The following is a 25,165-nucleotide window of genomic DNA, read 5'->3' as shown; positions in this document are numbered from 1 at the left end:
GTTAATAAGTCGTCAAGGTTCAAAGTAGTCGCCACAATTTTTTTATTGGCGACACCATAATAATGTTATACTATTAAAAATGACTTTTTGTTAAGAAAAATACCTTATTTATATAACAGTATCTTTTTATAAGATTCAACTGAGCCAGTTTTTAATTTTGAATAAAATTACCTTGGGAACGCAGCGGTAATTAACTCAATCGATCAAAAAATTAACTCTAAAGCTTCTGGATGGGAATTGTATAACGTTGAGACCAAAATTCTAAAAGAGCCTGATAAATTTATGATTTGTAATGGATTGCGATAATAAATATACCGTTTGAGTTAATTGTTTTTGTAAGTAAAAGAGAACTTTGAGAGACAAACAAATCAGACTTGTAAAAGTCACATTTTATAACTTAAATTTTAATATTATGTTACGTTGGACAGTCACATTTATTATTTTGGCTATAGTAGCCGGAATTTTTGGTTTTGGAGGAATTGCTGCCGGAGCCGCTAGTATCGCAAAAATTTTATTCTTTATATTCTTAGTTTTATTTATTATCTCATTAATAAGCGGAAGATCAAGAGTTTAAAGTTTCAAGTTTATTAAAAAAAGCGAAATTAACACTTGTGTTGATTTCGCTTTTTTGTTTTTAATCTATACTTATAATTTTAACGCAAAGCACGCTAAAATAGTTTTAACGCAAAGGACGCTAAGATTTTTAATAAGTTAGTTTTTTACTAAAACTCAAAGTTCGCAAAGCTTTGCGAACTTCAGCATTGAAAATGCAGCCTTTTAAAAAATCTTAGCGTCCTTTGCGTTAAAATTATTGCGTTAAGCTAATAACTCATATCTCATATCTCATAACTTTTCTTAGTTACAAAAGCAATTGGCAAACCAATGCAGACGATTAAAATTAAAACAGAAATGATTAAGGGAAGATCAAATTCTTTTGATGGAAGTTTTGGAAATACAATTGGAAGCACAATAAGGTTCATTACAATCCAGACAAAAATTCCATAGACAATTCCCGAAACAACAATGTTCTTTTTCAAAATAGGAACGTGCGGATATATCTTATAATAAAAATAGGCAAAAGCAAATGCGATAAAGTAATGCAGTAATAAACCATAGAAAACCATTTGTGTGCCGCCTGTATAGGCATGCTGTTTAAAAATGCCACTTGCAATAGACTGCAGAATTTTTTCGGCAGTTGTTTGATGTAATATAACGGAGTAAACAAAAATTGCAGCAAGAATATCTAAAGTTCCTGCCAGTAAACCAGAGAATAAAATAGTTTTAGATTTTGATGTCATTAATTTAGAGTTTAGTTATGTGTTGAAAAATAGAATTTAATTGATGCGTATGTCTTTGGGTGTGAACTAATGCAAAATCAATCCATTCGTACATGGTGAATTTGTCAAAGCCCGGAACCTGAAAATCTAAGCAGGTTAGGGTTAAATCGTATTTTTCGGCACAATCTAATAACTCAGATTCAAGTCTGAGTAATTCTATGTTTAATGCATTTTTATTGTATTCTTTTTTCTCAGGTTTCAGAAATACAGGAGCATCCATTTTTATGTTGAAGTTTAAAAACAGCCCTTCAATATCTTTAATTTTTTCGTCGGGTTTTCGGGTTGTTTTTTCCGTATTTCCGGCAAATAATTCGGGAAATCCGGAACAGGCTAAAATAATATGCTGTACAACTTGTCCGGGAGTCCAGCTTCCTTGAAAGGGAACCTGATTTAATTCGTTTTCAGAAAATTTTGATAGAATATCATTTAATTTTTTGAATGTTTCAACAATATCTTTTTGAACGTCTGTCTTCATATTATTGATTTTTAAAGTTTAATTTACGGAAGTAATCCACCAGACATTTCCAAAAGGATCTGTTACTCCGCAGGTTCTGCCGTAATCCTGATCGCTTAATCCCATTAATGAAACAGCACCGTTTTCTAATGCTTTTAGATAGGTTTTATCGGCATTAAGAACATAAACAAATAAGTTGGCCGTTTGTTTTGACCAGTCTTCAGTTTCATCGGTTACCATAATTGTGCTTCCGTTTAAGGTAATTTCGGCATGCATTATGGTTCCGTCTTCGCGGACTGCCTTCGAATGCGTTTCTGAAGCTCCGAAAACATTTTTTGTAAAATCTATAAATTGCGATGCGCCTTTCAGGATAAGGTATGGCATTACGGTTTGATGTTCTGCAGGTAAATTCATTTTTTGTGGTTTAGATGTTAGTATCTCAAAAGTACGATTTTTATTGCAATATTTTGTAAATCAATAAATTGTGAATTTACGGAAGTGCTTCGCAATGAAAACCATGCGAATTTAGAAGTTCAATTATTTTATGGTTTGAAATAGAAGCAGCGTGAACCCGAAGAATTTTATCGCAGTCTTCGAGATCAAAATTGACGATGCTGTTTGGGAAATGTTCAAGAAGTTTCCCAACAATCATTACTGATTGCTCAACTTCCTGAACATTTGTTTTAAAAACTTCTATCATCGCAGGAATGTTTTACAAAGCAATATTTTTGTATCGCTCGATTTTATGATAATAGATATATGAGATTGCCAAAATCACTAAAAAGATTAACGGAAAGAAACTTTGAAAGTTAATCCCATCAACCGCAAAATGACTTATTGAAGCAAATATAAAGTCGAAACCAAATCCGGCGTAAGCCCATTCTTTTACATTTTTAGGAACAGACGGAATTACTAAAATGAGAACTCCCAGAATTTTGAAAATCACCAATGCATTTCCAAAATACTCAGGATAACCTAAATGTCTGATCCCTTCTTTAGCCATTTCAGACTGGGAAGTCAAAGCTGGCATAACGCCTTCGAATAGAAAAATAATAGTAGTTGCAATCCAAAAAATAATTTTTGCTTTTTTCATGTGGTTTATTTTTAAATAGTTATTAGTTAATGTATTACAAATATACTATTCTTGTTTTTTCATGAAATAGTTATTTACGACTATTTTAGGGGCATTTGGGACAAGTTTTTTGATTGTAGATTATTTGCCACAAAGGCGCGAAGGCGCAAAGTTTTCTTTTAAGTTTTTTTTGGAACCGATAGTAGGAGTGAAGTAACCATACAGTTTGTCATCCTGAGCGAAGTCGAAGGATCGCAAAGAGGCTCTGCAAAGATTGTCGATTTTGATTGCGGGGCTTCGACTTCGCTCAGCCTGACAAAAAATGAGAATAAAAAAAGCTCTCGCAGATTTTGGAGATTAAGCAGATAAAAATCCTTTTAATCTGAGTAATCTGTGGCATAAAAAAAATCTGGTCAATCTGCAAAATCTGCGAGAAACTTAAAAAAAACTTAGCGCCTTAGTGACTTAGTGGCAAAAAAAAACTAAAAAACGCCATGAAACCTAAGTCTCACAGCGTTTTCCTCTCAAAAAATAAATAATTAACGGGTAATGTAACAGGTATTATTTCCAGCCTCCGCCAAGAGCGCGGTACAATTCAGTATTGGCCGTAAGTTGTTGTCTTTTAACATCTGCAAGTTCAAGTTCGCTTTGCAATAAATTTGCCTGCGCTGTTAAAACTTCAAGATATTCTGCCATACCATTTTTGAATAAAAGGTTAGCATTTTTAATTGCTTGCTGTAATGTTTTTACTTTTTCTTTTAAGAAAGTTTCCTGTTGTTGTAATTTCTCTACTTTAACTAAAGCATCAGAAACTTCGCTTACAGCAACCAAAACAGATTGTCTAAAACTTAAAACAGCTTTTTCTCTTTCTGCAACAGCAATATTATATTGAGTTCTCACTCTTTTGTTGTTCAAAAGCGGTTGTGTTAAACCTCCTGCAACAGTTCCGAATAATGAAGCCGGAATGTTGAACCAATTGCTGGTTTCAAAAGAGTTTACTCCGCCTTGAGCAGTAATTCTTAAAGTTGGATATAAATCCGCTTTTGTGATTCCAACATTTGCGTTTGCCGCTTTAAGAGCTAATTCAGCACTTTTTACATCAGGTCTTCTGCTTACTAAAGAAGACGGAATTCCAATTGCTGTATTGTTTTTAACTTCAATCGCACTTAATTTAATTGTTCTTTCTTTAGAATTCGGAAAAGAACCAGTTAAAACACTTAAAGCATTTTCCTGTATCGCAATGTTTTGTTCCAATAACGGAATCAATTGCGCTGAGTTTAATTTTTGTGCTTCAGATTGTTGAATCGCTAATGTAGTTACCTGACCAGCATCGTATTTTAATTTGATAATATTCGTTGTACTATCGTTTAATTTTAGATTTTGTCTAGCAATTTCTAATTGTGCGTCCAGCATTAAAAGGTTGTAATATCCTCTTGAAACATTGGCAACAATATTTGTCTGCAATGCTTTTTTAACTTCTGCAGATTGTAAATATCCTGCGTAAGCACCTTTTTTCTGATTTCTTATTTTTCCCCAGATATCAGCTTCCCACGAAAGTGAAGCTCCAGCAGAATAATCATCGATATGTTTAGCACCAATTGCCTGGTTTAAGTTCAATCCTGTAAAACTATTGTCAGACGGATTGCTTGTACTTGCGTTTACAAATAAATTAACCTGAGGAACATTTCCCCATTTAGATTGTGTAAATCTGTATTGTGCAATTTCAATGTTTTTTTCGGCAATCTGCAAATCGTTGTTTCTCGTAACGGCGCTGTCGATCAATTTGATAATATCTTTTTCGGTAAAGAAGTTTTTCCACTCCACATCAGCAATACTTGTTGTATCACTCGAAGTTGATGCATTCCTGAAATTCTCAGGAAATGCATCTTTTGGAGTTTCAATATCCTTCGAAACTTTACAGGATATTAATGTCGTGATCAGAATGGCGAAGGTCACGATTTTGGTTATATGATTTTTCATTCTTTCTTTTATTAATTTTTTTTATCCGTTAGGTGTGATTTTTTTAAACACATAGGAACATAGTTTGTTGAGGCTTTTAAAAAGGCGTTTCACTAGTTTAAATGCACATAGCTTAGCTATGTGTGGAAACTTGTTTCTTTTGCTCTCTTTGTTAGACATAGACAAAAAAACTATGTCTCTATGTGTTAAAATATTTTTTCATCCCAAAGGGTTAAATTTCTGTACAAGTCTCTTTAGTTTCAAGATCTTTTGAGATTCTGTACGATATATAAGCGATGCCAATTATGATGGCTACTAAAGCTGTGGTTATATAGTTTTCCATTTATTCTTTTTCTTCATTATGGATTACGGCAACTGGTTTTCCAGAAACCTTTTCTTGTAAATGCTGGAAGATGATGAATAAAACAGGAATGATAAACAAACCTAGAATTACTCCTGAAATCATACCTCCGGCGGCACCAATACTAATAGAGTGGTTACCTTGAGCTGATGGTCCTGTGGCGCTCATCATTGGTATTAAACCTACGATAAAGGCAAGAGACGTCATGATAATTGGTCGTAAACGTAATTTTGCAGCATCGATTGAAGCTCTAACTAACGCTTGTCCCGATTTTCTTTTCTGTACGGCAAATTCGACGATCAGAATGGCATTTTTGGCGAGAAGTCCAATCAGCATGACAAGGGCAACTTGTACATAAATGTTGTTCTCAATTCCAGTTAAACCAATAGCTACGAATACTCCAAAAATACCTGCAGGGATTGATAAGATTACTGCCAAAGGCAAAATGTAACTTTCGTACTGTGCAGCAAGTAAGAAATAAACGAATATCAAACACAGTAAGAATATTGTTGCGGATTGTCCTCCGGATGAAATCTCCTCACGAGTTTGGCCCGAGAATTCAAACCCGTAACCTGCAGGTAATTGTTGTGCTGCTACTTCTTCAATTGCTTTAATGGCATCTCCTGAACTAAATCCTGGTTTTGGAATGGCATTAATAGAAATTGAGTTAAATAAATTGTATCGTGATGCGGTTTCTGAACCATAAATACGAGTTAGTTTTACTAAAGTATTTATTGGCACCATTTCGCCTGTTCTGTTTTTCACAAATACACGGTCAATTGCTGTTGGATCAGCTCTGTCGGCAATATCAGCCTGAACTACAACACGGTAATATTTACCAAATCTGTTGAAATCAGATGCCTGTGCGCTACCAAAATAAGCCTGCATTGTCTGCAGAATGTCTTTTACATTTACACCTAATTGATTTGCTTTTTCGTCATTAACTTCCAACTGTAATTGTGGATAATCTGCTTTGAAAGAGGTAAAGGCAACTGCAATCTCCGGACGTTTCATTAATTCACCGATAAAGTTTTGAGAAATTCCACTGAATTTATCCAGTTTTCCTCCTGTTTTATCTTGTAGAACTAAATCTAAAGCCTCAACGTTACTAAATCCTGGAACAGTTGGGAAACTGAATACGAAGAAACTTCCGCCAGAAATAGCGCCCAGTTTTCCACGAACCTGATTCATGATTTCGTCAATGTTTTTTACTTCGCCGCGTTCTTCGTTTGGTTTAAGCAATACGAATACAACTGCAGAAGATGGACTTGTAGAGTTGGTCAATAAGTTGAAACCTGAAATCGCGGTTACGAATCTTGAAGCGTCTAATGCTTTTAAAGTATTCTCAGCTTCGGTCATAACTTTTTGAGTTCCGTCTAATGATGTACCAGATGGCGTATTTACTGCAATCGCAATAAATCCTTGATCCTCTGTTGGAATAAATCCTGCAGGAGTTGTTTTTACCATTACAATCGTAGCCACAACAATTAAAGCTAATCCGCCTAAACTCAACCATTTTCTTCTGATTAAGAATTTAAGTCCGCCTACGTAACGATTCGTTAAAGATTCAAAACTGCTGTTGAAAGCAGTAAAGAATTTCTCTTTAAATCCTTTTTTTACATAAGCTGAGTCGTGATCGTGGTCTCCGTGATTATCTTTTAAGAATAATGCCGCAAGCGCCGGACTCAATGTTAAGGCATTAACAGCCGAAATTACAATTGCAATTGCCATTGTAAAGGCAAACTGACGATAGAAAACTCCTGTAGAACCTTCCATAAAACCAACCGGCAGGAATACAGCAGCCATTACCAGCGTAATCGAGATAATAGCACCCGTTATTTCGTGCATTGCTTCATGGGTTGCGACTTTTGGAGACAAGCGTTTGTGCTCCATTTTCGCATGCACCGCTTCGACTACCACAATGGCATCATCGACCACAATACCAATCGCCAGAATTAATGCGAAAAGTGTTAAAAGGTTGATCGAAAATCCGAATAACTGCATGAAGAAGAACGTTCCTAAAATTGCTACAGGTACAGCAATAGCCGGGATTAATGTTGATCTAAAATCTTGCAAGAAGATAAATACCACAATAAATACAAGTATAAAAGCTTCTAATAAAGTATGCTCAACTTGTTCAATAGATTGGTCAAGAGATACTTTTGTACTATAGAAAATATTGTGTTTTATGCCTTTAGGAAAATCTTTAGAAGCCTTTTCCATCATTTTGTTAATGGCAATCTGAATATCATTTGAGTTAGATCCAGCTAACTGAATAACTCCGATTACAATTCCTTTTTTACCATTTAAACGTGTTAAACTGTTATAAGAATATGCTCCAAGTTCTACTCTCGCAACATCTTTTAAGCGAAGTACTGAACCATCTGCATTAGAACGTATAGCAATATTTTCATAATCCTCTGGTTTAGTTAATTTCCCTTTGTATTTAATAACGTATTCAAAAACTTCTTTGCTTCGCTCTCCAAATTTACCCGGAGCCGCTTCCAAACTTTTGTCCTGAATAGCGCCCATAACTTCGCTTGGCGTCACTTTGTAAGTTGACATTTGTGTTGGGTTTAACCAAACACGCATAGAGTAATCTTTTACACCACCAAAAATACTGGCAGAACCTACACCCGGAATACGTTTTAATTCTGGGATAATATTGATTTGTGCATAGTTAGCAACAAATGTCTGATCGTATTTTGCTTCATCATCAGTGTACATACCAATTGCCATGATGAAACTGTTTTGTTGTTTCGCCGTAACAATACCTTGTTGTACAACCTCGGCAGGAAGCTGGCTGGTTGCCTGAGCAACACGGTTTTGTACGTTTACCGCAGCCTGATCGGCATCTGTTCCTAGTTTAAAGAAAACAGTAATTGCTAAAGTACCATCGTTACTTGCTGTAGAACTCATGTAAGTCATGTTTTCTACACCATTTATAGATTCTTCGATAGAAGGTGCCACAGAACGTAAAACCGTTTCTGCGTTGGCTCCCGGATATACCGCCGTTACCAAAACCGATGGCGGCGCAATATCAGGAAACTGTTGTAAAGGCAGTTTAGTTAAACCAAGTACTCCAAGAATCACCAATAAAATGGAGATTACGGTTGCCAGTACAGGTCTTTGTATAAATATTTTGAACATTGTCTTTTAGAATTATTTTTTATTAGTTACTTCGGCAACTTTAGTTGATTTTTCTGGCTGAATCGCTTGTCCATCCTGAAGTTTGTCAATACCGCTTAACACGATTTGGTCACCAGTTTTTACACCTTCTTTAATTAAATAATTAGTACCGCTTTTACCCACAACTGTAATAGGCATTTTAGTTACTTTGTTATCTTTACCTACAGTGAAAACGAATACTTTATCCTGCATTTCAACTGTAGCCGACTGTGGAACTAAAATTGCATCGTCGTGTTGTAATCCTAAACGGATTCTTCCTGTGTTTCCAGAACGTAATGTTCCGTTTGCATTTGGGAAAGTCGCTCTAATTGTGATTGCTCCGGTAGTTTTATCAAACTGACCGTCAACCATATCAATTTTTCCGGTTTGAGGATAAGCGTTGTTATCTGCCAAAATCAAAGTAACGGGAGGTAATTTTTTGATTTTATCACCAAGTGAACTTCCTTTATATTGCTCTTTAAAGTTGATGAAATCTGTTTCTCCTAAAGAAAAATAAGCAAATACTTCATGAACATCTGATAGAGTGGTTAAAGCCTCAACATCAGAAGCAGAAACTAAACTTCCTTGTTTTTTAGGTAATCTGCCAATATATCCGCTAACTGGAGCCGTAACATTTGTATATCCTAAATTAATTTTAGCAGAACCTACCATTGCTTTTGCTTGTTCAATATTTGCAGCAGCAATTTTTTGAGAAGCTTTAGCTGTTTTCAATTGGTAATCAGAAACTACTTTGTTTTGAACTAAAGGAGTCAATTTATCTACTTCTAAATTAGCGTTGATTAAAGCTGCTTCTGCAGCGTGTAAACTTGCTAAAGCATTGTTTAACTGCTCACGGTACGGACGTTCGTTTATTTTAAATAAAGTTTGTCCTTTGCTTACGTAAGCACCTTCGTCAACAAAAATTCTGTCAAGGTTTCCACTTACTTGCGGGCGAATTTCAACATCTACAGTTCCTTGTATAGCAGCTGGATATTCAGCATCAGTAGTTGTATTTGCACTTGTGATAGCCAACACAGGTAAAACCGGCGGTGGTGGAGCAGTAGGCGCCTGATTTTTGTCGCCACAGCTGCTTAATACTAAAGCCAGAACAAAACTGGTTATAATTATTACATTTTTCATTTTCATATTGGTTTTAATTGGTTGAACATTTTCTCGGATTAAATTCTTAAGTATTCTGGCATTCTCGGGATTCTCGGGATTCATATCTAATTAAATTAAATTATCTAACGTTGTTAAGTAAATGTGCGCAAACTTTCATACTTTAAGCTTTTTCAATTCTATTTTAATCATTATTAAAATATTTAACGGCGTTAAGTAAAAGTCTAAAAAAAGAGCTTTTATTACTCTATTAAATTTTCTAACAGTGTTAAGTTAAGGTTATAAAAAAAAGGATTTTATATTATCCAATTAAATTATTTTACACTGTTAAGTAAAAATTGAAAAAAAATCTATTGTATCGATTTGATGATACCACCAATGGCATCTTTCAAAATTTGAGCATTTATTGTTTCTAAAATATCACTTTTGTTAATGATGTTGATGGCGATTAAACCATGAATAACAGAAAAGAAAGTAAAATATTTTTGTTTAATGATATCTTCGCTCGGATTGCTGTCTTTCATTACATCAGCAATAACTCCGGTGAATAATTTGTAAGGTCCCTCCTGAGCCGAACATCGTTGTGCGCAGCAGGTCATTTGAACACCAAACATTAGTTGGTACATTTCAGTATTTGTAAAAGCGAAGTCCCAGTAAGTCATCCACATGGCTTCTAATTGATCTTCCGGTTTTTCAAACTTATCTATTGCAACCTGTAGTTCTTTAGTCAGTTTTATAAAACCTTTACCTGTCAATTCTTCAAGTATTGCTTCCTTATTCGAAAAGTATTCATAAATAATAGGAGCAGTATATTCGATTCTGTCGGCAATTTTACGCATACTCAAACCATTCCAGCCTTCATCTTTTACGATATCATAAGCAGCCCCAAGGATATTATTCCTTGTCTCTTCTTTTTGTCTTAAAATTCGATCTTTGCTAGCCATTATATTCGAGTATTAAATTGTTTAACACTGTTAGGCAAATGTATGGCGGATTTTCTAATTATGAAATAAATTTATCATAATATTTTCTTATTCAACCATAGAGAGAATTAAAATACTAGTAAAATAAGGTGTTTCGAAAGGTTTTCTGTTTTTGTGAAATTTAATTTTAAGCAAAATTCAACCCAAATTCGAATCAAATTAAGATGATTTTGAAGTTTTTTGATTCTGAAAAAAGTCTGATTTCTCACTAACGAATAAAATTTCAATCAAAACTCTGGAAAGTGCTAAAAATAAACAAGAGAAATAGGAACGATGATTTATCGATTATTTCATTCCCCGAACACTCATTTCTATCGTATAAACACTTTTACTGGCAGTAATGAATAATGTTTTAAATTTTTTTCCTCCAAAACAAACATTAGCTGTCCATGGTTCAGGAACATTAATATGGGCTATTTTTTCTCCTTGCGGATTGAATACAGTAACTCCTTTTCCGCATAAGTAAATATTTCCGGATTCGTCTATTGTCATTCCATCCGAACCAGATTCGGTAAACAGCGTTTTTTTGCCTAAAGAACCGTTACTTTCGATTGTATAAGAGTACGTTTTATTTGCTCCTATATCTGCTACGTATAAGGTTTTCCCATCAGAAGTTCCAATAATGCCATTAGGTTTTACAAGGTCATCCCCAACGTTTATAATTTTGGATTTATCCGGAGATAAATAGTAAACACATTCTTTCTCTATTTCTTTGGAGGTATGTTTCCAATAATCCCTTTGGTAAAAAGGATCTGTAAAATAGATACCGCCTTTTGGATCAACCCAAAGATCATTGGGACCATTCAGCCTTTTTCCTTCAAAGTTGTTTAGTAATACAGTATAATTTTTGGTTTTGTCTATTTTCCAAAGCTCATTTTTTTCATCGGCACAAGCCAAAAGGTTGCCTGCGTGATCAAAATACAAACCGTTAGCCCTTCCGGCATTTTCCATAAAAACAGAAAGTTCGTCATTAACCGACCATTTCATGATTCTATTATTAGGCTGATCCGTAAAATAAATATTTCCTTTTTTATCCGCTGCAGGGCCTTCTGTAAAACTGAATTGATCTGATAGTTTTGTGAGAACTGCGCCTTTTGCTATTAAGTTATAGCTTTTTTCTTTTGATGTCTGAGCGTATATGAAATTTGCAAAAGTTAAAGTAATAACAAATAAAAGGTGCGATTTTATTTTAATTTGGAGCATTATAAAAAGGTTTAAAAGTTGCTTTTGAAGCGTTTTTAAAAGTAGTTTTTATTTCTGATATTCTGTAAAGTTGGGTTAAGATTCTTTTGAGGAGCAGAAATTCCGTTTTTCAAAAGAACGTTTAGTCCCGCTCTCCACTATATTCCCTATTTAGAAAAACTACGGCTAAAAAGCCTTGTTTTTCTAAATAGGGAGATGCCGTTTCGATCGGGGCTAGGCGAGAACGTATCTTTTTTATAATTTTTCTAAGTAGCTTTAAAGGAATTTATTTAACATATTAAATTTTAAATGGCGCCTTTTTACGTGTAGAAAGTAATATTTTTACGAGACAATTCAAAGAACACTCATTCAATAATTTAATTATGTCGCTACTAATTCTTATTGCCGCTTGCTTTGTCGGTATTTTTAAGCAGATGCCTTTTCCGGATTTAATCAATTCGATACAGGAGGGAATAGGAAGTACGTTAGGTTCTTTAATTTTAATTATTGCTTTTGGCGTTATTTTAGGTAATTTGCTTTCTGATAGTGGCGCTGCACAGCGAATCAGCTCTGTCATGATTCGGTCCTTTGGTATTCAGTATATTAAATGGGCAATGGTTATAACCGGATTCTCTGTTGGAATTTCTATGTTCTACAATGCAGGGTTTATAATTTTGATTCCAATGGTTTTTGCCGTGGCCAAAAGCACTAAACAACCTATCATTTATTTAGGAATTGCCATGGCATCGGCACTTTCTATTACACATGGTTTTTTACCTCCACATCCGGGACCAACAGCAATTGCAGTTATTTTTAAGGCCAATATTGGTAAAACACTTCTTTACGGACTTATAGTTGCGCTTCCGGTACTTTTCATGGCGGGAATCGTTTTTCCTGAATTTGTAAAAAAAATAAATGCCTTTCCTCCAAAAGGATTATTCGACAGTAAAACTTTCACAGAATCAGAAATGCCTTCTTTTGCAATTAGCATTGTAACGGCTTTAGTTCCAGTTTTTTTAATGGCCACTGCTACGTTCAGTGAATTAATTTTGCCCAAAGAAAGTGCGTTATGTGCCGTATTGCTTTTTATTGGAAATCCGCTGACTTCAATGTTAATTGCAATACTTTTTGCTGTATTTACCTTAGGTATTTTGCGCGGAAGAAAAATGCAGGATATCATGGATAAATCAGGTAATGCTTTAAGTTCGGCTACCATGATCATTTTAATAATTGCTGCCGGCGGTGCTTTTAAACAAGTATTAATTGACAGCGGAATAGGAACAGATTTAAGTACTTTTTTTAAACAATCCTCTCTTTCACCTTTATTTTTAGGCTGGCTGATTGCGACTATTATTCGCATTGCTTTAGGATCTGCGACAGTCGCCGGATTAACCGCAGCCGGAATTGTACAGCCTTTAGTGATTGCATCTGGTGTGAGTCCGGAATTAATGGTTTTGTCTATTGGCGCTGGAAGCTTAATGTGCTCGCATGTAAACGATACTGGTTTTTGGATGTTTAAGGAATATTTTGGCATTAGCGTGTCAGACACTTTTAAAACCTGGACGGTTATGGAAACAATTATAGGAGTAATGGGATTAATTGGGGTATTACTTTTAAATTTATGGATCAAATAAATAACATGGAAGCATTGTATATTGGCATTGACATTGGAACAACAGCAACAAAAGCCGTTTGTTTTGATAAAAGGGGAAATGTACTTCGACAAATTGCTAAGTCGTACAGCATGTATCATCCCAAGCCGGAATGGAGTGTTCAAAAACCGCACGAAATTTTGCAAACCGTAAAGGAATGTATTGATGAGATTACAAACGGAATTCAGCCTCAGTTCATCAGTTTTAGTTCGGCGATGCAAAGTGTCATTGCAATTGATGAAAATGGAAAACCATTGACAGATGCTATTTTATGGGCAGATAACAGAGCTGCGGGAATTGCCGAAAAACTTAAAAATTCAGATCAGGGAAAACACTTTTATCAAAAAACCGGAATACCAATTCATCCTTTTTCTCCCTTGACAAAAATTGCCTGGTTCAAAGAATTTGACGCTGAACTATTTTCCAAAACCTATAAATTCATCAGTATAAAAGAATATATCTGGCATCATTTGACCAATGAATATTATACAGACACTTCCATGGCATCCGGAACCGGATTGTTAAACATTCATACTTTAAATTGGGATGAGGAAATTTTAGATTTCTTAAACATAAAGCCACACCAATTATCTAAAGTTTGCGAAGTCACACATCAATGCAAAGGAGTTTCAGATGATTTTCTTTACATAATAGGCGGTGGCGACGGTGCGTTGGCTAATCTCGGAACAGGCGCGATGAACAAAAATTGTATTGCTTTAACTATTGGCACGAGCGGCGCAGTTCGACTGCCTATTGACAAACCGTATCTTGACGACCAAATGCGCACGCAGTGTTATCATTTGATGGACAATCAATATCTTACTTTAGGCGCGGTCAATAATGGCGCGATAATTTTGCAATGGCTGAAAGAAACTTTACTAAAAACAGAACAATCTTTAGAAGTTCTTATTGAAGAAGCCGCAAAAATTCCTGCGGGTTCTGATGGACTGCTTTTTGTACCTTATTTATTGGGAGAACGAGCGCCAATCTGGGATGCATCGGCTCAAGGAACTCTTTTAGGAATGCAGATTACGCATACACAAGCGCACTTGGTGCGAGCCACTTTAGAAGGAATTTTATTTGGATTGTTCCAAATCACAGAAATTTTAATTCCGGATCCCGAACATAGAAAAGAAACAAAAGTTATGGCCAGCGGTGGATTTGGTAAAAGCGAACTATGGCTCCAAATGGTTGCTGATATTTTCCAGATGCAGGTTGAAACCTCACAAACTATCGACGGATCTTCGTGGGGAGCTGTTCTTATAGGTTTAAAATCAGTCGGCGAGAAGATCACAAATGATAACAAAACGGGACAAACCTATTTTCCTAACACGAAACATAAAAATGTATATGAAGCTGCGTTCAATAAGTTTAAAAAAGTATATCCTTTACTGAAGGATTTTTAAGAGCCAATATGAATTTGCATCAGAAGCATTAAAACATAAAAATTATTTTTTTGCTATTATAAGGTTGGGCGTTGGTAATTTTACACGAATTTACGACGGAATAATTCCCGTTATTAAACTGGACTGAAGTCCAGCTCTACAATATGGATCATTCCTTCGGAATTTTATTCCGTCCAAAAAAAGAGCCAGAGGCTCGGCCTATATTGTAGGGCTGGACTTTAGTCCAGTTTAAAATGAATTACATTGATGTGAAAATTTGGTACATAAAAATTACACCCTAAACCGGATTAAAATCCGGCGCTACAAACTATGCCTTGAACTGGACTAAAGTCCAGCCCTACAATATAGGCCGAGCCTCTGGCTCTTTTCTTAGCTTAGATAACATGAACAATAGATACAAAAAAAGAAAAAGATTTCTTTTTCATGTAATGAAAAACAAAAATTCCGAAGGAATGATCCATATTGTAGGGCTGGACTTCAGTCCAGTTTAAAAATGCATAAATGAAGCCCTGCAATCATAATCGACAATTTTTAGAGCTGGTAACAAATCCCCTTCGTTCTTCTTAAAAATAGGATCAACTTATCGAAACATGTTTACTGAAATACTGAAATACGCAACCGCCATTTCTACAATTTCGTCTTTGGTTGTAAAACTATATTGTATTCCATTTTCTAAAGTATAATGATCGCCAATGTTTGGAAAATATTCTTTTCCATTTGCATGAAATGAATGTACAACGGTAAACCACCGATGGCGTTCGTGATCTTTAAAGGAATAGACTAGATTATCTGAAGTAATAAAGTTAGTTCCGTTATTAACGTCAAGTATAGAAGTGTATTTACTTTTTGGGAAACTACCATAAATACAGATGTTTGAATTGAATTTTTGTGATAATAGTTCGGTTACTTTTTGGTTATTGAGCATATAAAAATCTTTTAAGTTTTGGTGTAGTTTTGTAAATATAGGACTGTGTTTTTTGGTTACTACACCCTTAAAAGTTTTTATTGTATTAAAATAAGGTATTTTTAATTCTCAATTCTCTTAGTTTTTATCTGATTTTTTACCAAATAATATATTCCAACAAATAACAAAAACATCATAATTTTAATCAACAATGCAAGGAAAAAGTTGGAGGGATAAATATCTAAATCACGATACATTGTCCACGAGCTTGGCAAATAATCACGATGGAAACTACTAATAAAAATCATAAATCGTTCAATTGAAACAATAAGGAAAAAGCTGAATACGATTCTCAATAAAGCATTTTTGCTGACTTTTTTAAATCGCAGTAATTGCGTAAGAGCGAACCATAAAATAGGCTGCGACCAAATCCCAAACCAGTATTTGCCAAACAGTCTGTTGAGCATAGCGCTTTGTTCTTCGGAATTATTTTCTGCATAAAAAACAAAAATTCCAATTATCCAGACAGCAAAATAAATTATGCCGGCCAAAGAAATAAATTTAACGGCTTCTTCATCTATTTTGTACAGAATTGGTTTCTTTATAAAAATCGAAACAATTAGAAATAGAATTGAATATAAACCAAAGGCTGTAAAAAAATCTACCGTTATTATTTGAAGAAGTAATAGAATATTTTCTCTCATTATTTTTTCGTTCTGTCTTTTGCTAAACGATTTTTGCTTTTAGAATAACCAGCTTCTTCTACATTAAAAGAATCTAGAATTCTATTCATTCTTTCGGTATATTGTTTTTCTTTACTGGCTTCTGTCCATGACATGATTTGATAGTATCGGTCTTTTCCCTGTACAATTGCGAATCGATAAAAAACGTTAAAACCGTCGCTGATTCCAGATACTGAAAAAACAATAGCACTTGAGGAATTAATTTTCTTTTTCTTTACATCGTAGAGTTTAAAATCTTTTAAACCTGATTTTTTAAAATTATTCAAAGTCGCATTGTAATATCCATCGAGATCTGGTGTTGTGTTTAATAAATTATTTTCAATAGCATTTACAAAATCACTTTTTAATTCATCTATTACAATAACATAAAATTCGTCAAACTGATTCTGTAATTGTAAAGAAGCCTGATCATTTAACTCAGTCGTAACACCAAGACTTTCCGGAACAGATAATGAATATTTATTTTCGACTGTTTTCTTTTCAAATTTTTCATTCAAATTATTCTGATCGCATGAAGAAAGAATTACAAGAAATAGTAAAGAAATAATTTTTTTCATAAGATATTTTCTGGTTTTTGGTGATGTAGTATTAAGTTAAAATCGGATTATATTACATGATATAATGAAGAACAAAAAAAAGTATTATAACTGCAATTCCAATTATAATTTCTGCATTTACTTCATCAAAAAGTTTGGGTTTTTTAGATAAAGAATAAACAATTGCTGTCATAATAGATATAGAAAATAGGAGTAAAAATCCGAATTTTCCATCATCATTATCTTCTTCATTTCTACATTCAAGGCTTAGATATTCTTTGTTATTTTTTATTAACGAATGAATTTCACAGGAAGTTTCCGTGTCAAAATCGTCTATATCATCTTTTAAAATGGAAATTGAGATTGTATCTCCGGCTTTTATTTCATTTAGTACTTCATCATCATTAACACATCTATAATCATAACTGGCAATCTCAAAAGTAGTTTGATTATTTATGCAGTTAATTTCTATCCATTTTTTACTATGTTTCCCTTTTCTTTCTTTGAATTGAGGCGCGGTTGAAGTGATTAGATTTTCATAAACCTGAAGTTCTGATTGTTTTATGATATAGCTTCCACTGATGACTTTCATAAAAAAGTAAGTCCCAATGATGAAACAAGTTACAGATACGATTAAATAAGTTTGTTGCTTTTTTTCCCAATCACTAATACTTTCAATCATAAATTTTTATTGGCTGTTTGCTTTTCGATTTATATGTATTATTACAGGATTTTCGCCATCTGTATTTCTTTTACTTCTGCCTTCCAGACCAATTTGAACATCATTTGGTTTTTCAGAACCTAGTTCGCTCGGACTTACATACGTATACATTCCGTAGCCATGTCCTGAAACAATCCAGCCTTCGGTTTCCTTTAAATGAATAACGCTAAAGTCTCCGGCGGATCCTCCGACATGTACCGGGCCAAATTCTTTCATTAATTTTATTGCCTCGCTTTCTAAATCTGGAATGGTATCTGCATTGTCAAAAATTATATATGTTCCGTTTTCGAATAAAACCCAATCTTGAAATTTTGGATTTATAGCAAGTCTGACGTAATTAAGCAAATCAGCTTCTGTCATTTCGTTAGATTCTTGATTGTCAATTTTCTTTTTTTCAGGGTTTTTACAACTCAACGAAAAGAAAGTTAAAAGAGGCAGAATAATTTTAAATGGCTTTATCTTCATATAGAATTTGGTTTCAAGAGCATTTTTCAAATGTATTAATTTTTGATTATGATTTAATATATTTGAAGTAATTTGATTTTCTCTTTTGTTATTTAAATAAGTATCTGTAATTGTAAGAAAATAAATATAAAATAGAAAGATTTTCTTATATTTGTTTTTCCTAAATTACAGAATCATGACATCTAAAAAACTTTTGCCCGCGTGGTATGGTGACGGTATTGGAAACAGCCGTAACACTTCTGTAAGTGTAGGACACCTTAGCTATGCGGGTTTTATATTTCCTAAATTACAGAGTTATGAGTACAAACACATTTTCAAAAGAAGCTGAAACAAGACTTCTAAATTTCTTCAACACTAAAATTGATCCGCAAGACATGGCCAAAGCAATAAGGCAGGTAAATTATATCCTTGCTTTAGGCGTTATGCGGGAACATGAAACTCTTCAAAACGGAATAGATAATTTAGAAAACAGCTTTTTTTGGCTGAATGAATTGGCCGAAGTTTTGAATCCTTATTTGGATGGAGAATAAATTTTATAAAAACCTCGATTTGAAAAAATCGAGGTTTTTTATTGATTGTTATCATTCTTTAATTTACGAGCGACACTTCGCGCACCAAAAGGTATATTCTGATTCTGGAATTTCCTTTTACTTCGTAGTAAACGAATTGTGCAATTATTCTCTATTAAATTCCTATAAAATAGTAAACCACATTGACATCAATTTTATATAATTTCAGTTTAATTTTTAATAAAAATTTGATTTTCAATTAATTAACTTTTATTAAAGAAAGCTTTAACAGCGTCTTTTTCTGCTGGCTGTTTGAAATAACTAATTTTAACTTAAATCAAATTAATAACGTTTTAAATATTTAAAATCATGAAAAAGAATATAGCAATATTAGCCACAAACGGTTTTGAAGAATCAGAATTATCATCACCAAAAGCCTATCTGGAAGAGCAAGGTTGGAATGCAGATATCGTGAGTTTGAAATCTGGAACTATCAAGTCTTGGAAAGACGGAAACTGGAGTAACGAATATAATGTTGACGTTGTATTAGATCAGGCAAATGAAGCAGATTACGATGCTTTGGTTATTCCAGGAGGAGTTATAAACCCTGATTTATTGAGAAGAGAAGAAGCTGCAGTAAATTTTGTACGTTCCTTTTTTGAAAGTAAAAAACCAGTAGCAGCTATTTGTCATGGACCTCAAATTTTGGTAGATGCTGATGTTTTAGAAGGTCGAAAAGTAACTTCGTTTTTCTCTATTAAAAACGATTTAAAAAATGCCGGAGCACAATGGGAAGACTCAGAAGTTGTCGTAGACAATGGATTAGTGACCAGCCGAAACCCGAATGATTTGCCCGCTTTTAATAAAAAAATGGTGGAAGAAATTAAAGAAGGAAAACACGAGCGTCAAACAGTCTAAAAATATATTTTATTTAGATTTGTCAAATTATAGAAAAATGTAGGATCATATTTTGGTCTTGCATTTTTTTTATTGAATAGCCCCCAGTTTTAACTAGGGGAATTAAAAGATGCAATAGTAATAAGGTTTTAGCCAAAACACGCATTTTGGCTAAAGCCTTACTATGATTCTTATTTATACCTCCAGCTAAAGCTGGAGGCAATTGATTTTCTTAATTAATTGAGGATTAATCTTTGCGTTCCTCTGGTTGAAACCAGAGGCTATGTTTTAAAATAATTGTGGAGTTTATTTTGATTTTTTGTCTTTTGCTAGTGTTAGCGTTCCTATTTTACGTCTAGTTTGTCATTTCGACCGAAGGGAGAAATCTCCACAAGTAGCTCGACAAAGATTGTGGACTCACTTTGCGGAGTTTCTAGTGCGATTTCTCCCTTCGGTCGAAATGATAAAAATGCAATAGATACCTCCTGAAATATAGATTTCTTATATTTGATAAAAGCAACATATTAATTGAAAGAAAAATCTTTCTTTTTAAAATGTTTTTCTCTACATTTGAAGTTCTTAAAACTACGACTTTAAGAAAAAATAGTCTTGCCCTTGTATTATGTGTACGGTGTCGGAAATGCCCGTAAGCGCTGTCGTAGGCGTTAAGAACACTAAAATGCAAGGGTTTTATATTCTTAAAAACTACGACTTTATGAATCCAAACACCCTTTCCAAAGAAGCCGAAACAAGGCTGATTAATTTTTTTAACCATACTATAGATCCCGAAGATATGGCTAAAGCATTACGACAAGTAAATTACATTTTAGCTCTAGGCGTAATGCGAGAACACGAAACTCTTCAAAACGGAATAGATAATTTAGAAAACAGCTTTTTTTGGCTGAATGAATTGGCTGAAGTTTTGAATCCTTATTTAGATGGGGAATAAGTTTTTCTTTTAAAATTATATTCAAAAATAAAACCTCGACAATAAGTCGAGGTTTTTTAATAATATCTAAGTCAATATTAACTGTTTTTTTAATTTAATCAAATATGAATTTCTTTTTATGGGGTCTTTTTCTTCTAAATACCTATTCATTGTATCTGATACTATTGCATCATTTATATTGGTTATTTCCCAACCAAATTGATGAAGTTTTCTATTTAATTTGCACGCACCAATTGTGAAATGCCCTTTTATTGATTTGTCTATGTAATATCCATTTGTAATTAAAATATGATCATCATATATATCAAAATGAGGATGAACTATTTTGAAAGCATTTTGTGTTCTAGGATATTTGCGTCTAAGATTTGGTTTTGTAATAGTATTGTGAATTATACCTAGTGTTTCTTGCTCTCTTTTTATGGTATTACAATCAGCACATATTACGCATAGGTTTTTTGGTGTAAAAATAAAATCAATGTGCTTAGATTTTGGTACGATATGTTCAACGTGGCAGTTTAAGGCTGAAGTTGTAGATACATTTTGCTTGCAAAACGCACAAAGTCCAACTTGTTCCTTAGAATAAAAAGTTCTGATTTCTACTCTCACTGCTTCTAAATCAGGATCAGACCAATTTGTATGATTAAATCCTGTTTGAGATTTCTTTTGATTAATAATAGTTTCGCTTACTAAACTATAGGTTATTTCGTTTTGAATATCAGGCATAAATTTTATACATTTCTTTGATTGCTTGAAAAATTCCTTTGATTGGGTCTTCAGAATCCATAAATTGCATTTGACTTTCAAGAATCTTTAGTTTTAAAATATCATCTTCATCAAAATTTTTATTTTGCCCAACCTTTGTAAAAATATTTAAAGCTATTCTGCTTAAATATTCATTTTTAAAGCCAGGAGAATTAAAAATATTTGCCAACTGAAAGTCTACTGAATTATTTGCATAGTATTTAGCATTCTTTAATTCTTTAGTGTCCATTTGAAGAATATAGCAATTTTCAGTCGCTAATTTTGAAATAAGCTGTGGAGAGTGTGTTGCGATGATAAAATGGCAATTTTTGATGTTTTTGAATGTTTCCATTAATAATGTAATATATTTTTCCTGCCATTCGGGATGTAATGAAATTTCAGGCTCGTCAATTAATATTAAACTGTTATCAGAAATATTACAACTAATCCCAACAAGGGTCGTAAAAATACATTGCTCCCCAGAGCTCGCTTCACTTATTTTATATATTTTATCGGAATTGAGCTTTCTTAAACTAACATTACGAAGTTTTATTAATCCTGTTTCAATCAAAAATGAGATATCGTCGATTTCAATTTCTGAATTAATATTTTGAGCATCTACAACTATATTATGGATCCTTCTTTTTCTATCTTTTATGCGCTCTAAAATGTCGATAAATCTTCTAAACTTTTCAATATTAAATGTTTCGTCTTCCGTTTAAAAAAAATGTAAATAGTAACGCATATTTACCTTTGAAAAAATTTCAATAAAATCTTTTTCGGGATTCTCGTAATTAAGGATTTCATTTATTTGTTCATTCAATATTCTTAATTCAAATGTAATATGAAATTCCTCTGTATAACCTAAATAATTAAGAACCTCTACAATTTTGCTAAATCTTGCAGAATCGTTATTTCTTACGTATAATAATTGACTAATTATTTTGGATATAAATCCCAAAGAAAAATTAGTAGTTCGCAAATCCCTAATTCCTAAATAGCAATAGTTTTCGATTTGTTTAGAATGCGAATATAATCGGTTGAGAGGAAATTTGTCATATGGACTTGTTGATACTGCTATGACTTTATCAGGATTATTCGAGACTTGTAAATCTATTTTTGGAGTTGTTGCTATATCTCTTGCCACCAAAATATCTAACGAATTCATTTGTTTAATGGGAATGAAATTACTTATGATATCATTTAGTAATCTACTTTTTCCAGTTCCATTTTTACCTACAATAACAGTAAAAATATTTTGATTTTTATGATCCTTATCATCATAAAGATTATAAAATTTATTTCCTTTTTTAAATGCAGTAATCATATAATTTACTAAGATGATTTTAAGTCGATATTGTTAATTTTCTAAAAGCTATTATTAGATGGCTAAAGTAGATATAATTTAATTACGTTTATTACGGAAAATCATAAGAACAATATTTTTTATGAAACCCTGCTCTCGTGAGTTTTCGTTCGTGAAGTAATCTAAATCAATGATATAGAGTTACATTCTTTATAAAAATATATTTTTAGGTAAATTCCCTATGAAATAATATTTCAAAAATATCAATTTACAAATCTAAACAACCACGTACTTTTACCTGTTTATTATAAAATCATTAGAGTTGTATTTTAAAAGTTTAGAAAAAATCCCCCACTAGCGGGAAAGTAATGCTGGTGTATTTTTTTACTTAAAAATGTATATTCAAAACTACAAGCATTCAAAAAATATATTATTTTAGAAACATGAAAAAAATAGACAAAGAAAGTTTTAGAGATTATTTAAAATATGTTTATCAATCAAAAATAACTTTCTATGAAGAGTTTAATGAATTTGTAAGTTTTTTTAAGATAGACTGTTTTTCTCAGGATTCCAAACATAAACTAACGATTGCAGTTTCAGATAAAAACATTCAGTTTGCTACAGTAACCAAAGAACCATCAGTTGATTTTTCTTTATATGACTTTGTAATTGAAACAAATAAAGAAGCAGAAGAATTTGTTGTACAAATAAACACACTTGGCTGGCCAAAAAAATTTGAATGATAGAATTGTAAAAGCATTCATTTATAAATAGTTTGTTAATAATTATCTTCAATAATATCAAAAGACTTTTTCCATATTTCGCCTTTTTTAGTGTAGAGGACAATACTTGAACTTCCGTAACCTGTACTGCGGCATAATTTTGCAAGATATATGCATACAGTGTTATAAGTTTTAATATATATAGGATCTGAAATCATAATAACTTGATTGTTAATGTCTTTATCAAGGTATTCTAAAATATCCGATTTCTTAATTAATTTACGATTGCTAAAATCTTCTTCTTTCCATTCCTTTTTGTATTGTTTTCGAATACCTTCAGAAAGATATTGTAATTCTTCACCAGTCAATATAAGATTTTCACTTTGAATGTCTGAATTAGTTATATAAGGCTTTTCAAGCATTAATTTTAATAAATGTTCTACGTTTACAGAATCAATTTTTGTAGCAATAAAAGTTTCTCCTTTATTGAAAGCTTCTTGTCTAATAACATCATTTAATAAATCTTTTTTCATCATTTCGTAGTTTAGCATTTGTGCAAACGAAAGTGAAGTAAAAAGAAATAGAATTATCGATAATTTCATTTTAAATATTTGTGATTATAGAAAGGATTATCAGATATGTTTAATCCAAAAATAAGAAAAAACTTTGTGCCTTAGCGCCTTCGTGGCAAAAGAAAAAAAGGACGACACTATATCAAGTATCGTCCTTCAAGGCAAATTTTAAATTTGCATTTTAAAATCAGTAACAATTTTAAAATGCCGCATTCAAGAATGCGTACAGTTTTTGGTAATCACTAAATTGAAGACTAAACGCAGGTTATTCGTTTATGATATCGCCTTCCTTAGTTTCTTCGCTGGCAATTTTTACCAGTTTATCTTTAAGGTTTAAATCTCCGAAAATTTCGATTTTATCGTCGATTTCTCTTCCTTTTTTAATATCAACTCTGTTTGCTTTATGGTTCACAACTCTAATTACAAACAAACCTTCAGCAGAATTCACCACCGCAGATTTCGGAACTACAAATGTACTGTCTTTCGCGTTAAGCGGTAATAAAACTTCGGCAACCATTCCAGGCAATAAATCTTTTTTAGTATTCACAACGTCCATTTCAACGCGCTCAGAACGTAATTTTAAATCTAAAGCGCCAGACATTCTGGTAATTTTAGCTTTAAAAGTTTCAGGCAATGATTTTACATTAAAACTCATTTCGTCGCCTTCGTGTAAATATCCTGTATACAATTCCGGAATAGAAACTGCCAAACGTAATTTATCTTGCTGTTGAATCGTCAATAAAGGCAAATCTGAACCTTTTCCTGCCGGACCAACAAATGTTCCTAAATTCACGTTTCTTGCTGTCACAACGCCGTCAAACGGAGCGCGAATTTCAAGATAACCTCTCATAATCGAAACTTCTTTATGCGCTGCAATTGCGGCTTGGTATTGTGCGTAATCAGAATTCTTTTTCCCGCTTGCCATTTCTAAATCGTTTTTAGAAATCGTTCCTTCAACCTTGCTGGTTTCATACAAACGGTTGTAAGTACTTTTGCTCGTTGTATAAATCGCTTCCATCGATTTTAATCTTGATTCGGCAGCAGCCAGCTGTGAACTGATTTCAGGAGCTTCTAAAACAATTAAAAGCTGTCCTTTTTTTACTTTCGTACCAATATCAACTTTCAATAATTTTACGAAACTACTCACTTTAGCATACAAATCTACTTGTTGAAAACCAGTTAATTCGGCTGGTAAACGCAATTCTGTGCTTAGTTTTTCTTTTTCTAAAAGAAACGTTTCGGTTTTAGGTTCAATTTCTGCCACAACAGGTTCTTCTTTCTTTGAATTACAGCTGTTAAGGAAAAATAATGCTGCAAAAAACAGCGCGCTATATTGTATTTTATTTTTCATTTTTTGGTTTTATATGATTATTAAAGGATAAAAGTTATCGAAGTTTTTTCACCACG

28 protein-coding genes are annotated in these 25,165 nt (G+C 33.0%); 8 read left to right on the top strand and 20 right to left on the bottom strand.

The genetic code is table 11. The features are described 5' to 3' along the window. Positions 1-412: 412 nt before the first annotated feature. The gene (locus ACODSB_RS02905; RefSeq protein ID WP_071638579.1) at positions 413-574 is read left to right on the top strand and encodes a DUF1328 domain-containing protein; all 162 of its coding nucleotides are present in this window, start codon (positions 413-415) and stop codon (positions 572-574) included. 262 nt (positions 575-836) lie between these two features. Here ACODSB_RS02905 and ACODSB_RS02900 read toward each other — a convergent pair whose 3' ends face one another. From ACODSB_RS02900 to ACODSB_RS02855, 10 genes are all read right to left on the bottom strand, one after another. After that, positions 837-1,298, bottom strand: coding sequence for a DUF1440 domain-containing protein (locus tag ACODSB_RS02900; protein WP_488935934.1), 462 nt, complete (start codon positions 1,296-1,298; stop codon positions 837-839). Positions 1,299-1,302: 4 nt separating this feature from the next. Next, positions 1,303-1,812: a DinB family protein gene (locus ACODSB_RS02895; protein ID WP_053474482.1), complete on the bottom strand. Its 510-nt coding sequence runs from the start codon at positions 1,810-1,812 to the stop codon at positions 1,303-1,305. 18 nt (positions 1,813-1,830) lie between these two features. Then, entirely contained in the window at positions 1,831-2,205 is a 375-nt protein-coding gene (locus ACODSB_RS02890; RefSeq protein WP_053474483.1) for a VOC family protein, read from the bottom strand. Between the two features lie 76 nt (positions 2,206-2,281). Beyond that, positions 2,282-2,491: a hypothetical protein gene (locus ACODSB_RS02885; RefSeq protein WP_053474484.1), complete on the bottom strand. Its 210-nt coding sequence runs from the start codon at positions 2,489-2,491 to the stop codon at positions 2,282-2,284. 12 nt (positions 2,492-2,503) lie between these two features. Then, the gene (locus tag ACODSB_RS02880) at positions 2,504-2,884 is read right to left on the bottom strand and encodes a DoxX family protein (RefSeq protein ID WP_488935933.1); all 381 of its coding nucleotides are present in this window, start codon (positions 2,882-2,884) and stop codon (positions 2,504-2,506) included. Positions 2,885-3,424: 540 nt separating this feature from the next. Beyond that, a complete protein-coding gene (locus ACODSB_RS02875; protein WP_488935932.1) occupies positions 3,425-4,843 on the bottom strand; it encodes a TolC family protein in 1,419 nt (472 codons plus the stop codon). Positions 4,844-5,165: 322 nt separating this feature from the next. Then, positions 5,166-8,333, bottom strand: a complete 3,168-nt coding sequence (locus ACODSB_RS02870) for an efflux RND transporter permease subunit (RefSeq protein WP_180856750.1) — start codon at positions 8,331-8,333, stop codon at positions 5,166-5,168. Between the two features lie 12 nt (positions 8,334-8,345). Then, the gene (locus tag ACODSB_RS02865; protein WP_488935931.1) at positions 8,346-9,497 is read right to left on the bottom strand and encodes an efflux RND transporter periplasmic adaptor subunit; all 1,152 of its coding nucleotides are present in this window, start codon (positions 9,495-9,497) and stop codon (positions 8,346-8,348) included. 323 nt (positions 9,498-9,820) lie between these two features. Further along, positions 9,821-10,414, bottom strand: a complete 594-nt coding sequence (locus tag ACODSB_RS02860) for a TetR/AcrR family transcriptional regulator (RefSeq protein WP_053474489.1) — start codon at positions 10,412-10,414, stop codon at positions 9,821-9,823. Positions 10,415-10,738: 324 nt separating this feature from the next. Continuing rightward, positions 10,739-11,656, bottom strand: coding sequence for an SMP-30/gluconolactonase/LRE family protein (locus ACODSB_RS02855; protein WP_488935930.1), 918 nt, complete (start codon positions 11,654-11,656; stop codon positions 10,739-10,741). 362 nt (positions 11,657-12,018) lie between these two features. Here ACODSB_RS02855 and ACODSB_RS02850 point away from each other — a divergent pair, with 362 nt between their 5' ends. Beyond that, on the top strand, positions 12,019-13,269 hold the full coding sequence (locus ACODSB_RS02850; RefSeq protein ID WP_488935929.1) for a gluconate:H+ symporter: 1,251 nt from the start codon (positions 12,019-12,021) through the stop codon (positions 13,267-13,269). After that, positions 13,257-14,693 (top strand): gluconokinase, encoded by a 1,437-nt coding sequence (locus tag ACODSB_RS02845; protein WP_488935928.1) that lies wholly within the window; start codon positions 13,257-13,259, stop codon positions 14,691-14,693. The genes ACODSB_RS02850 and ACODSB_RS02845 overlap by 13 nt, the downstream gene beginning before the upstream one ends. A gap of 580 nt (positions 14,694-15,273) precedes the next feature. Here ACODSB_RS02845 and ACODSB_RS02840 read toward each other — a convergent pair. The 5 genes from ACODSB_RS02840 to ACODSB_RS02820 all read right to left on the bottom strand — a co-directional run bounded on the left by ACODSB_RS02840 (position 15,274) and on the right by ACODSB_RS02820 (position 18,062). After that, complete coding sequence (locus ACODSB_RS02840; protein WP_488935927.1) at positions 15,274-15,618, bottom strand: hypothetical protein; 345 nt, start codon at positions 15,616-15,618, stop codon at positions 15,274-15,276. A gap of 101 nt (positions 15,619-15,719) precedes the next feature. Further along, a complete protein-coding gene (locus tag ACODSB_RS02835; RefSeq protein WP_488935926.1) occupies positions 15,720-16,301 on the bottom strand; it encodes a hypothetical protein in 582 nt (193 codons plus the stop codon). After that, positions 16,301-16,897: a hypothetical protein gene (locus ACODSB_RS02830; protein ID WP_488935925.1), complete on the bottom strand. Its 597-nt coding sequence runs from the start codon at positions 16,895-16,897 to the stop codon at positions 16,301-16,303. Before ACODSB_RS02830 ends, ACODSB_RS02835 begins: the two co-directional genes overlap by 1 nt. 52 nt (positions 16,898-16,949) lie before the next feature. Further along, complete coding sequence (locus tag ACODSB_RS02825; protein ID WP_488935924.1) at positions 16,950-17,558, bottom strand: hypothetical protein; 609 nt, start codon at positions 17,556-17,558, stop codon at positions 16,950-16,952. Positions 17,559-17,564: 6 nt separating this feature from the next. Further along, positions 17,565-18,062: a hypothetical protein gene (locus ACODSB_RS02820; RefSeq protein ID WP_488935923.1), complete on the bottom strand. Its 498-nt coding sequence runs from the start codon at positions 18,060-18,062 to the stop codon at positions 17,565-17,567. Between the two features lie 175 nt (positions 18,063-18,237). Between ACODSB_RS02820 and ACODSB_RS02815 the strand changes: the two genes are divergently transcribed. The 4 genes from ACODSB_RS02815 to ACODSB_RS02800 all read left to right on the top strand — a co-directional run bounded on the left by ACODSB_RS02815 (position 18,238) and on the right by ACODSB_RS02800 (position 20,417). Then, a complete protein-coding gene (locus tag ACODSB_RS02815) occupies positions 18,238-18,390 on the top strand; it encodes a hypothetical protein (protein WP_488935922.1) in 153 nt (50 codons plus the stop codon). Further along, positions 18,359-18,592, top strand: a complete 234-nt coding sequence (locus ACODSB_RS02810) for a hypothetical protein (protein WP_488935921.1) — start codon at positions 18,359-18,361, stop codon at positions 18,590-18,592. Before ACODSB_RS02815 ends, ACODSB_RS02810 begins: the two co-directional genes overlap by 32 nt. Before the next feature lie 348 nt (positions 18,593-18,940). Continuing rightward, a complete protein-coding gene (locus ACODSB_RS02805) occupies positions 18,941-19,489 on the top strand; it encodes a type 1 glutamine amidotransferase domain-containing protein (protein WP_488935920.1) in 549 nt (182 codons plus the stop codon). Between the two features lie 694 nt (positions 19,490-20,183). Continuing rightward, positions 20,184-20,417 (top strand): hypothetical protein, encoded by a 234-nt coding sequence (locus ACODSB_RS02800; RefSeq protein WP_488935919.1) that lies wholly within the window; start codon positions 20,184-20,186, stop codon positions 20,415-20,417. 66 nt (positions 20,418-20,483) lie between these two features. Here ACODSB_RS02800 and ACODSB_RS02795 read toward each other — a convergent pair whose 3' ends face one another. From ACODSB_RS02795 to ACODSB_RS02785, 3 genes are read right to left on the bottom strand one after another with little or no spacing between them, the layout of a single operon-like run. Continuing rightward, complete coding sequence (locus ACODSB_RS02795; RefSeq protein ID WP_488935918.1) at positions 20,484-21,140, bottom strand: HNH endonuclease; 657 nt, start codon at positions 21,138-21,140, stop codon at positions 20,484-20,486. Continuing rightward, the gene (locus tag ACODSB_RS02790; RefSeq protein WP_488936024.1) at positions 21,133-21,828 is read right to left on the bottom strand and encodes an AAA family ATPase; all 696 of its coding nucleotides are present in this window, start codon (positions 21,826-21,828) and stop codon (positions 21,133-21,135) included. Before ACODSB_RS02790 ends, ACODSB_RS02795 begins: the two co-directional genes overlap by 8 nt. A gap of 48 nt (positions 21,829-21,876) precedes the next feature. Further along, on the bottom strand, positions 21,877-22,485 hold the full coding sequence (locus ACODSB_RS02785) for a hypothetical protein (RefSeq protein ID WP_488935917.1): 609 nt from the start codon (positions 22,483-22,485) through the stop codon (positions 21,877-21,879). Positions 22,486-22,907: 422 nt separating this feature from the next. Here ACODSB_RS02785 and ACODSB_RS02780 point away from each other — a divergent pair, with 422 nt between their 5' ends. After that, positions 22,908-23,207 (top strand): hypothetical protein, encoded by a 300-nt coding sequence (locus ACODSB_RS02780; RefSeq protein WP_488935916.1) that lies wholly within the window; start codon positions 22,908-22,910, stop codon positions 23,205-23,207. Positions 23,208-23,242: 35 nt separating this feature from the next. On the opposite strand, the gene ACODSB_RS02775 is transcribed toward ACODSB_RS02780, so the two are convergent. Next, positions 23,243-23,788 carry a hypothetical protein gene (locus ACODSB_RS02775; RefSeq protein WP_488935915.1) on the bottom strand — a complete coding sequence of 182 codons (546 nt, stop codon included), beginning with the start codon at positions 23,786-23,788 and terminating at the stop codon, positions 23,243-23,245. 235 nt (positions 23,789-24,023) lie between these two features. Next, positions 24,024-25,109 carry an efflux RND transporter periplasmic adaptor subunit gene (locus ACODSB_RS02770; protein ID WP_488935914.1) on the bottom strand — a complete coding sequence of 362 codons (1,086 nt, stop codon included), beginning with the start codon at positions 25,107-25,109 and terminating at the stop codon, positions 24,024-24,026. Positions 25,110-25,165 lie beyond the last annotated feature (56 nt).

Source organism: Flavobacterium sp. FG68, from assembly GCF_057808895.1.
Note: the sequence above shows the minus strand (reverse complement) of the source record. Positions and strands in the feature narration are given on the sequence as shown.